Raw genomic sequence first — 9,306 nt, 5'->3', positions numbered from 1 at the left:
AGATGTGTATAAGAGACAGGTATACCACTTTGTGATTATATCAAAAGTTATCTTTTCGCTGAAAGTTCCGTTCTTACCGTAACCCTCTGTCTTTGTGACATCTGCTAAAGCTAAATCGGCATATACCTGAAAAATCTCTGTTTGATATTCAAGTGTAACGAATTTTTTGCTAAGAATATCATTCACGAAGTCTTTCATTAACCGATAGTTTTCTTCTAAACTTTCGCCAAACGTTTCTAACTTGAACTCTATTTGTGGCTGGGTAATTGAACGAGTCCCCATTACTCCGATACCGTTACTTTGCCAAATATTATTAGTTGATTGTAACCCTAAATTAGAGGGCTGGTAAAATCTAACTTTTCCATTTGTAACATCCCAAACTTTGTCGTCTATTCCGTCTAAGTTGGTATGTATTTTGTACTGTCTTACCATTAAGCCCTCCCTAGGTCAAATTCTCGTCTGATTGCTCGTGCTAAGTTAGAAACATCTTGACCAGCACCACCTTGTACATTAAATGTATTATATGTTCTATTATCGCTTGATACGCTGTTCGTACTTAAACCGTAACCGCTAGAAGATAAGTTAAATTCTGGCAAACCTACTACCATAGAACCTTTAAACATTCCGCCAAGTTTCCCAGCGATACCGTTAATAGCTCCTGATATTTTTTCAATCGTACCTGTGACACCACCTAGAACGCTATCTATTGTATCTTTGATTCCTCCGAATATCCCACTAAAGAAGCTACCAAGCCCATTAAATACTCCTGTTATTGCGTCATAAGCTTTAGAAGCGAAACCACCAAAGGCACTAAATACTCCACTTACTGCATTTTTAGCACCATTGAATACTCCGCTAAAGAAATTACCTACTCCGTTGAAGACACCTGAAATTTTTGACCAAGCATTAGAAGCAAAACCACCAATGGCACTAAACACTCCGCTAACTATATCTTTAGCACTATTGAATATACCACTAAAGAATCCTGAAACAGCGTTCCATATTGACTGAACAACTCCCCAAGCGCTAGAAGCAAAGCTACCAATTGCATTGAATACATTAGACACAACATTACTTACTGCATTAAATATTTCGCCAAAGAAGCCAGCTACTGCGTTCCATACGCCAACCAGTACATCCCAAGCTGAACTAGCAAAGCCACCAATAGCGCTAAATACTGCAGAAACTACTGAACTAACTGCGTCGAATATTCCACTAAAAAAGTCAGTTACTCCGCCCCATACAGATTGAATGCCACCAATAACAGTTGTCCATAAATTGCTAAAGAATGTTGTTATTCCATTCCAAACGTTTTGAATACCTTGTACAATACCGATGAACCAATCAACTAAACCTTGCCAAATAGCTTTTGCTCCGTCAACTGCTCCATTCCATACATCAGCGAACCATTGACCGATACCGCTAAAGAATGAAACTACGCTATCCCATGCACTCTTCAAGAAGTCCACAAAACTAGCCCAAGCCTTTTTCCCTGTTTCTGTTTGAGTAAAGAAATAAATTAGACCAGCAACGACAGCGGCGATTGCTATTCCAAGAAGTACAAATGGGTTGACAGCCATTATAGCATTGAAATCCCCTTGTATAATTGTAGCAGCTTCAACAATCTTATTGTATGTCTCATAAGCCTTAATGATTCCGTTGATAACTTTCATAGCAACGAAAGCACCAGCTAAAGCAATTAAAGCTACTTTTACAGCATCCATTGCGCTTTTACTTTCACTAATTTTTCCAACAAAGTCAGCAATGCTTTTCGTGATATCAGCAAACTTAGAAGCAAGCGAACCAATTACTCCTGCCACATTCTCAACAGAAGTTTTATTTTTTGCGGCAGAATCATCAACTCCAGCAAAAGATTTTATAAGGTTACCAATAATTCCAATTACCGAACCGAATGCACTTTTTAGATTATCCCATATAGCAGAAAATTGAGTTATCGCACCATTTTGTTGTAACTGTTTGAACAAGTCTTGGAAATACTTGACTACATTTTCTATAGCTTTACCAGCACCTTTACCCCAATCGTCCATTTTATCAATTAAAGCATTGATAACAGGCGTTAAAGCTTCAAGTGTAGGAAGTAAGGATTGCGATAAATCTTCATTAAAACCAGACCAAGTGTCCCTTATTGTTTTTGTAGCACTGCTTGAACCGTTTGCTGCTTTTTGCATAGCTTTATCGAGCATCTCCATTGAGACAGCACCAGCTGAAACAGCTTCATTGAATGAAGCATACTGCTTTAATTGTGGGTTCATTTGCATAACAGTATCTTTCAAAGAAGCACTAAGAGCGGTATTATTGTCAGTCAACTGATTAATATTTTCAGCTGTGACTTTACCACTTGCCGACATCTGACCATAAGCCTGTGCGACACCTTTTAAGTTTTCTCCAGTACCACCAAATGCTTGGTTAGCTTTTACTAATGCTTCTGTTTTACCAACTGCTGATTTTGCACTATCTCCTAAACCAATGAACGTTGTTGAAAGTTTTAGAGTATCTTCACTATTTGCGTTTGTATCTCTAGCGAGCTTCTGCATAGATTTACTTACATAATCAAAGTCTTGCCCATTGCCTTTAAACTTCATTGTGTTCTTTAAGGCAATCATGGCTGTCTGGGTGTCCATTGCGTCAGATACCCAGCCTTTTAAGCCATTGCTAACAGCACTAACAGCACTTGCACCAATTTGCCTGAATGCACCAATAGCAATCTCTCTAAGACTGCTAAAGCGTGACTTCATGCCGTCAATTCCGCTATTAACGCCTTTAGTGTCCATTTTAACGTCAATGTCCCAAGAGCCTGAACTAATAGCACTCTCGACTTGCTTTATTTCGCTCTCTAGCCTGTTAGCTTGTGTTTCTGCTGTCCCTAAATCTCTAGTAAGTTGTAGCCATTTCTTTTGACCTGCTGACGTACCTTTGTCAACCGTAGAAAGTTCTTGTTTTAATTTTGCTGCTTTGTCACGTGATAAGCCCAACTGCGTTTGTAAGTTCTTCTGCAATTGTGCCATTTTGTCGGTATTTGTTGGGTCAAGTTTTAGAGCTTCACGTAAGTTTTTAGCTTCTCCTCTAAGCCCTGACATTGCGGTATTAACGCCTTTAAGTGAGTTCTCGAACTTTGTGGTATTACCGTATATCTCGACCTCAAACGTTGCATTACTTGCCATTATATACCCTTTCTCTTGCGCCTTTTCTCTTTTTCTTTTTCCTCTTTCTTCTTCTCTGCAATAAGTTCAATTATTTTATAAACAAGTTCTAGTTCCATTTCCATGAACTGTGTTATATCAATTTCGTTATTGCCTAAAATAGTCAAAAGTTCTAAAGTTTTATTTTCCCTTGCAGTATCTTTCTTTTTCTTAATCAATGAACTAGAAGAAAAGAAGACCATTTCGTCTTCCGTTTCCTCTTTTTCTTGAATAAAAACAGTTTTACAGAAGATATTGATTAACTCGTTAGTTGTAGGAAGCTCTGTTTTGTCGTCTAAGGCATTTTGCAGCCCTCCGTTACAATCTACCCAAAGTATCAATAACTTGTCTGTAAAGCTCTCCATTTGCTCTGTAAAGTCATCAGGAATATATCCAGCGACAAAAGAATTTTGTAAGTCTGCAAAGTCTTTTAAATCTGTAATAAAGTCTGAACCAGTTAGCTCTAAGTATCTAATTGCATGTTTTAAAATCATTTACAGTCCTTTCAGCTTATTAAATTTCTTTCTGCCACAGTTCAACTAGTTCTTTAAGTCCTTTACCGGCAGTATCGAACTCAAAGCTAGAACGAAAGTCTGAAAAGTCACTTTTAGCTTTTACAATGTTATCTTGAAAAAGAGCCAAGTATAGACCATATTGAACGAATTCCATTACATCAGTAATTTCTCCGTCTTCTTTTTTAAGTTCTGTATCCATTGCTTTTTGTTGCTGAAAAAGGTCTTTCCCTGTAATCATTTTAAATTTACGTGCTGTACTTAATTGTTTTGCCATTTTATATATATTCCTTTACTTATTCTATTTTTTTCCAAGTATATTTTTCTGGGTTTGTGCTTTGTTCGTTGGAGTTATTATCAGCATATGTTCCGATGTGGCTTGGATAATCTTCGACTGTTGCTTCACTTGCTGAAGGCATCCAAGGTGTAGCAGTTGAACCTTCTTCCCACTTATGACCAGCAGTCCATAAAATTGAATCTGAGCCTGAACCAGTCATTTCATATGTTGCTGAAACTTTTTGGCCAGCTTTTAATGGTGTAGAGAAACTATCTCTCATCCAATCAAAGTCGTGACCCATTTTCTTATCAGGAACAATGGAAGTACCTTCATCATCTACAAGAACAAATCTAGTTGCATTTGCATCATTTCCTGAACTTTTAACATAAGCTGAGAAAGTATAAGTACCGTCTTTCGGAGCTGTAAATGTTTTGGATATGCCGCCCCATGGTTCAGTTCGTTTTTTAACAGTTAGGCCTTTATGTGTTGTTGGGTCAACTGTCCAACCAATTGAATTCTTCCAATCACCACTAAAGTGTTTAGTACCGTCTAATAAATTCAAGTTAGGGTAAGTGGTTGTGAATCTATCTTTTCCGTCTGCACTATATGCTAAGGCTACGTGGTTAGCCCCGTCGGGCACCTCAGGGTTTGTCAGTTACAGCAACGCCTGAGGTAACATCTTGATATCCGTCAGCGGAGAACGTTACGAGATGGGCACCGGGCGCAAGTTCATTGTTTGTTTCTACTTTTCCTTGTGCGTCTTTAATCACTGATGTTACTCTTACATCTTGTCCTTTAGAGTCTTTCAAAGTGCTTGGTACTACGATTGTTCCGTCATTATGCCCTTTAGTTTTCGTTTGAACGTTCGCAAGAGTTGGAGCTACTAATGTAACTTCGCCAGCAAGTTCCGTGTCAGGTTGCATGATGAACAGTCCACTTTCCATTTTCTTAGCAAAGTCTTTTGCTTGTTCTCCCCAAATTTCGTACTCAATAGCAGCTACATTTTTACCATTATTCAAATAAATGTCTGATTCAGTAGCTTGTACTGCCAACGTCCATTGGATAGGGTCGACACCGTCTACTGAATCTGTTTCTGATTCTTTCGTTGGTTCTGCTGTAGGTTTCAATTTAGGATAAACGACTACACGATAACCGTCAATAAATTCTCCTGTAACTTTATCACGTTTGCGCCCTTTAATTAGGTACTGAACACATTTTGTTTTCCAATTACCAGTAGGAGACCAACCCAAGCCATTTGCTGTTCTTTGTTGACCTAAAATGTCTTCTTTAAGCGCTTGGTCTGTTTGAATGAATACCATTTCGCCTTGAAGTAAGGTAGCGCCTTTTTTAACTCCATGGTCTGGTACGTCATCAGCTGGATAGCTATTAGTTTCCGCTTGGTCTTCCATTTCGCCAACTGATACTAAACCAGTTACAATTTTATGGTTAGTGAACTCTGGTTTTCCGTTACTCCCCTTAGCCATATCAGCTACGATTAGAGCTTCATTACCAAAAAAAATCTCACGTGAATTATAATCTAATTTCATTTTTTCTCTTTTCTATAATTTCATTGAATTAGCATAATTAGCGCCTTTTTTCAATGTTGTTTTAACGTCTTGTATACCTTTTTTTTCAACCAAGAAATACATACCATGATAACCATTAGTATAATTAGCTCTAGTACCTGCATTAACTACTACTTTATCGCCTTTTTTAACTTGTTTTAAGTTTCTTGCCAATTGACCAGTATTTTGATATCTAGCATAAGTATAGGTGTGACCGTGGCTTCTGATTAGTCTAGTCCTTCGGGCTGCAGCATTTGCCTTAGCCTTAAACTCTGCTTCAAACCAATCGCCCATGCGTTCTGTTACTTTAGTTTGCATTTCTTTAGCTATGATTGATGTATTAAGTGAATTTACTGCCATGCTTGACCACCTGCACCACAAGGCAAATAAACAGTGCCAGTATAGTTATACAAATGGCTATTCTCTGACCAGTTCGTCATATTCCAACCGTTTCGCAAAACATCTCCGACTAGTCCAACAAGTTTATCATCAACGTCTTTAACAGATAAAACAACTTGATAATAGTAACCCATGACAAAGCTCGTATTATCCATTTTAAGCACCTTTGAGTCACTAAGTGACAAATATACCGTCTTGTCTTGTATCGTGTCCTTAACGCCTAAAATAACGTCATTTAAAGGCATTGTAAGTAAATTGTTATACCAATCTATATAAGAATCAAATTCCATTGCTTACTACCCCCTCTAAAATAATCTTGTTATTCTTAGGGTTTCTTTCCCATGTTGTCCGCTTGAAAATATTGCCTTTTTCGTCCAAGAAATAGTTGAAAATTAAGTCTTCCATTTCTCCGATTCCGTTAAGCTCGTATCTTATATTTTTACCTAGTCCAATCATAGAAAACTCATCAAGTCTTAACTGACTAATTCTCTGTTTAACTGCTGGTAAAACGATAGGCTTTATAACATTAGCTTCTGCACCGTTCTTCTTCTTAACAGTCGTTTCAACTTGCAATGTTACTTGTGAAAATATCATTAAATACCTCCATAATACATTAACTCTTGCAAAGAAGCCAAACGTTTCATTTCAGCATTTCGCCATTGTTCAGCTGGTTCATCAACAATATTAAGCCGACAATAACAAGAGATAAATTCTTTCACTAATACACTTGTTTCGTCAGCTTTAATACCATTTTTTTCTAGCAATTTAATAGCTATTGAACGGAATAAGATAAGTTTACTATCATAAGCTGTTACTAAAATCGGAATACCACAATAGACTTTAATATAATCTATCATTTACTTCCTCCATTTTATTCTTATGAGACTGTAATTACTGCACCAGCGTTAAGAGTTTCAACGTGTCCGCTTGTTAGTGTTTCAACCAAAATCATGTTGCTATTAGTTTTCCATTCAAAGGCATCAACTTTAGTAAGGTCTTGCATATCAATGTGATATTTTTGGTCTACTAATACAGTAGGTTTAACAGCCTTTGTACCTGTATAAACAATGATTTCATCTACTCCAACTTCTGAAGCAATTTCAGCGTCATCATTTTTAATACGAACGTTAGCGTTAGCAGTCGCTTGGCGTAACTCATCTAACAAGGCTCTGCGGTCTTCTGCTTTAACAATCAAATAGCGACGTCCAGCAGTAGGACGAACAAAGTCAACCGCTTCTTCAATAGCGTCTGCAAATGGTGTTGTACCTGTTTTTGGTGCTTTTGTAGTAATCTTTTTGATTTTTTTGACGTCTGCTTCTTTTTCGATTGATTTAAAACCGTTTGTTCCGTCTCCCTCAACAAGTGCAAGGTCAACAATTTTGTTTACAATGGCTTGTGTAAGTTCTGCTACAATCAAGTTGTAAAGTTCAGAATATGACATTTGAAGACGTTTAACACGTTCAGCAAGTGATTGCAATTTATAAACCATCACAGGTTCAAGAGTATCAATAGTGAGTGTGGCTGCCTGCTCTGTTTTTGTTTGTCCGTCTTTGTGGACTTGTGCTTCATTTGATGAATCAAAAGAGCGTGATACGAGCAAAGCGCCGACATTTGTAACACGGAAGACTTGGAATACTGGGTTAGTATTTAGCAAAGCTGTGTTGATTGATTCAACCAATTTACGTGGAAGTTGGAAAGTTGTATCTGTGATAGTTACACCATTTTCAGCAAGTTTTGCGTTCCAAGCGTTTTTGATTTCTGATTTACCAGCGTTCTTTTTCAATACATCAAAAAATTCTGTTACAGCGTTTTGTGATTCAATAAAGTTTGTCATTTTAGCTTTTCCTTTTGGTTTTTCTTCCTGTGCGTTAAGTTCGTTCTCAATTTTGATAATTTCAATTGAATTTTCTGAAAGTGTTTTTTCTAATTCTTGTACTTTTGGCAAGTCTTCAATTGCGTTTTTTACTTCAAAGCCACTAATTTGAGATTTTAAAGATACGTTATTTTCTTTAAGCTCTGCCAAGCGATTTTGTTTTTCGATTAAATCAGGTTTATTCATATTTCTTTTTAATATCCTCAATTTCTTTTAAAGCGTTACGGCTTTCAATAATTTTGTTGCGTTCTTCTGTGAGTTCTTCTCCCAATGCATTTTGAATAAATTTTGCGTTAGGGTCTGCTGGTACTGAAACAAGAGAAATCTCTTTAAACTGTGCTTTATTTACAACTAGAGCATCATTTTCATTAAACTCATAATCTGTAATGTAATAGGCAATTGATAGTGAATCAAACGCTCCATTTTCAACAGCCTTGTTAATGTTTGGTGCATTGTCATAAAGCGTAAAGTCAGTTAGATATTTATTAGAAGCTAAGTCATAATAAACTTTTGCGTCCCCGATGACTTCGCTAGATCCAGCACCATGTTCATATAGCAATGGATATCGTTCTCTAGCAAACTCAATACAGTTAGGAGTCAAGATAATACCATTACGGTTCTCTACACCAACTTCTGACCCAATACCTTGGAACGACTTAGAACCGTCCTCGTTTTCAGTCACTTTAATTTCAGCACTATTGGTTATTAGTTTCATCTGTGCTTGTTACGTCCTTTCTACTGCCTTGTAGGTCACTTAGATTTTTAACAGCAACTGCATTAAGGTTAGTTATGTAAATATCTCCACCCTCGATTGGTTGCTCGCCCATTTTAACAAGAAGTTGATTCTGTGTAAAAATAGGAGCGTTAATATTTTCATGATACAAGTCAATTAATTCTTTCAAAGTTGCAAACTTGAATAGCTGGTTATCTACGATTATGCGTTCATAATATAAATTATCCTTATTTATTCGTCTGCGGCCTGTTGAAATCAGTTTATAAGTCAGTTCCTTTTCAAGTTGAATCAGTAAAGGAATGATAGTAGAGTTATAAAAATAAATCTGTTGTTCTTGCGTAGCAGTACCAAGCAAAATATTTTCATTCATAAAGTAACCTGTCAAAAGTTCCGATTTAATAAGGTCAATTTCATCTTTGTTTAAAACGGAGTAATCTTTTTTAAGTTCTACAATTTCCGTCTTGTTATCAACTGGCGTCAAACCGTTGTAACTCGAACCCTCTTGCATATTCTTTATTGTTGTTAAGGCTTTTTCTCGATACTCTTGTGTATTATCAATATCAAGAAAGGCATTAATTTTCAACAAGCCACGCAATTTACCTTGTTCCAGCTTAGTTTGAATACTAGCTAGAGCATTATCTAAAATACTTGTGTCTTCATTGATATAAAAAGGACTGAAAAGCCTTACTAATTCTTCAGGTTTATATTCTTTTTCATCATTAGTAAGCCTGTCTCTTATACACATCT

General features: G+C 36.8%; 13 protein-coding genes. All 13 read right to left on the bottom strand.

Annotation, left to right across the window (positions count from 1 at the left end; genetic code table 11):
• The coding region (locus B2G86_RS12700; RefSeq protein ID WP_198931345.1) for a phage distal tail protein domain-containing protein at window positions 1–432 on the bottom strand (432 nt) is incomplete at its 3' end.
• Complete coding sequence (locus tag B2G86_RS12695; RefSeq protein ID WP_078358556.1) at window positions 432–3,182, bottom strand: tape measure protein; 2,751 nt, start codon at window positions 3,180–3,182, stop codon at window positions 432–434. The genes B2G86_RS12700 and B2G86_RS12695, both read right to left, overlap by 1 nt.
• The gene (locus tag B2G86_RS12690) at window positions 3,182–3,694 is read right to left on the bottom strand and encodes a hypothetical protein (RefSeq protein WP_078358555.1); all 513 of its coding nucleotides are present in this window, start codon (window positions 3,692–3,694) and stop codon (window positions 3,182–3,184) included. Before B2G86_RS12690 ends, B2G86_RS12695 begins: the two co-directional genes overlap by 1 nt.
• Window positions 3,695–3,713: 19 nt before the next feature.
• Window positions 3,714–3,989 (bottom strand): hypothetical protein, encoded by a 276-nt coding sequence (locus B2G86_RS12685; RefSeq protein WP_078358554.1) that lies wholly within the window; start codon window positions 3,987–3,989, stop codon window positions 3,714–3,716.
• Window positions 3,990–4,008: 19 nt separating this feature from the next.
• A complete protein-coding gene (locus B2G86_RS12680; protein WP_078358553.1) occupies window positions 4,009–4,629 on the bottom strand; it encodes a hypothetical protein in 621 nt (206 codons plus the stop codon).
• Window position 4,630: 1 nt separating this feature from the next.
• A complete protein-coding gene (locus B2G86_RS12675) occupies window positions 4,631–5,536 on the bottom strand; it encodes a phage tail tube protein (protein WP_078358552.1) in 906 nt (301 codons plus the stop codon).
• Between the two features lie 12 nt (window positions 5,537–5,548).
• Window positions 5,549–5,914 (bottom strand): hypothetical protein, encoded by a 366-nt coding sequence (locus B2G86_RS12670; RefSeq protein ID WP_078358551.1) that lies wholly within the window; start codon window positions 5,912–5,914, stop codon window positions 5,549–5,551.
• Entirely contained in the window at window positions 5,905–6,243 is a 339-nt protein-coding gene (locus B2G86_RS13535) for a hypothetical protein (protein WP_078358550.1), read from the bottom strand. The genes B2G86_RS12670 and B2G86_RS13535 overlap by 10 nt, the downstream gene beginning before the upstream one ends.
• Window positions 6,233–6,547 carry a hypothetical protein gene (locus B2G86_RS12660; protein ID WP_078358549.1) on the bottom strand — a complete coding sequence of 105 codons (315 nt, stop codon included), beginning with the start codon at window positions 6,545–6,547 and terminating at the stop codon, window positions 6,233–6,235. Before B2G86_RS12660 ends, B2G86_RS13535 begins: the two co-directional genes overlap by 11 nt.
• Entirely contained in the window at window positions 6,547–6,810 is a 264-nt protein-coding gene (locus B2G86_RS12655; protein ID WP_078358548.1) for a hypothetical protein, read from the bottom strand. Before B2G86_RS12655 ends, B2G86_RS12660 begins: the two co-directional genes overlap by 1 nt.
• A gap of 20 nt (window positions 6,811–6,830) precedes the next feature.
• On the bottom strand, window positions 6,831–8,012 hold the full coding sequence (locus tag B2G86_RS12650; protein ID WP_078358547.1) for a phage major capsid protein: 1,182 nt from the start codon (window positions 8,010–8,012) through the stop codon (window positions 6,831–6,833).
• The gene (locus B2G86_RS12645) at window positions 8,005–8,541 is read right to left on the bottom strand and encodes an HK97 family phage prohead protease (RefSeq protein ID WP_036853148.1); all 537 of its coding nucleotides are present in this window, start codon (window positions 8,539–8,541) and stop codon (window positions 8,005–8,007) included. The genes B2G86_RS12650 and B2G86_RS12645 overlap by 8 nt, the downstream gene beginning before the upstream one ends.
• Window positions 8,522–9,306, bottom strand: a 785-nt coding sequence (locus tag B2G86_RS12640) for a phage portal family protein (RefSeq protein WP_142242939.1), incomplete at its 5' end; no start/stop codon positions are given. The genes B2G86_RS12640 and B2G86_RS12645, both read right to left, overlap by 20 nt.

Source organism: Mammaliicoccus fleurettii, assembly GCF_002018435.1.
In the GTDB taxonomy this organism is placed as follows: Bacteria; Bacillota; Bacilli; order Staphylococcales; family Staphylococcaceae; genus Mammaliicoccus; species Mammaliicoccus fleurettii.
This window is presented reverse-complemented; position numbering and strand designations above follow the sequence as displayed.

What these genes read in the sequence shown, in the direction of transcription:
- B2G86_RS12655 (WP_078358548.1), bottom strand. Translation starts at nt 6,810, where the DNA reads ATGATAGATTATATTAAAGTCTATTGTGGTATTCCGATTTTAGTAACA.
- B2G86_RS12695 (WP_078358556.1), bottom strand. Translation starts at nt 3,182, where the DNA reads ATGGCAAGTAATGCAACGTTTGAGGTCGAGATATACGGTAATACCACA.
- B2G86_RS12675 (WP_078358552.1), bottom strand. Translation starts at nt 5,536, where the DNA reads ATGAAATTAGATTATAATTCACGTGAGATTTTTTTTGGTAATGAAGCT.
- B2G86_RS12650 (WP_078358547.1), bottom strand. Translation starts at nt 8,012, where the DNA reads ATGAATAAACCTGATTTAATCGAAAAACAAAATCGCTTGGCAGAGCTT.
- B2G86_RS12670 (WP_078358551.1), bottom strand. Translation starts at nt 5,914, where the DNA reads ATGGCAGTAAATTCACTTAATACATCAATCATAGCTAAAGAAATGCAA.
- B2G86_RS12645 (WP_036853148.1), bottom strand. Translation starts at nt 8,541, where the DNA reads ATGAAACTAATAACCAATAGTGCTGAAATTAAAGTGACTGAAAACGAG.
- B2G86_RS12690 (WP_078358555.1), bottom strand. Translation starts at nt 3,694, where the DNA reads ATGATTTTAAAACATGCAATTAGATACTTAGAGCTAACTGGTTCAGAC.
- B2G86_RS12660 (WP_078358549.1), bottom strand. Translation starts at nt 6,547, where the DNA reads ATGATATTTTCACAAGTAACATTGCAAGTTGAAACGACTGTTAAGAAG.
- B2G86_RS12685 (WP_078358554.1), bottom strand. Translation starts at nt 3,989, where the DNA reads ATGGCAAAACAATTAAGTACAGCACGTAAATTTAAAATGATTACAGGG.
- B2G86_RS13535 (WP_078358550.1), bottom strand. Translation starts at nt 6,243, where the DNA reads ATGGAATTTGATTCTTATATAGATTGGTATAACAATTTACTTACAATG.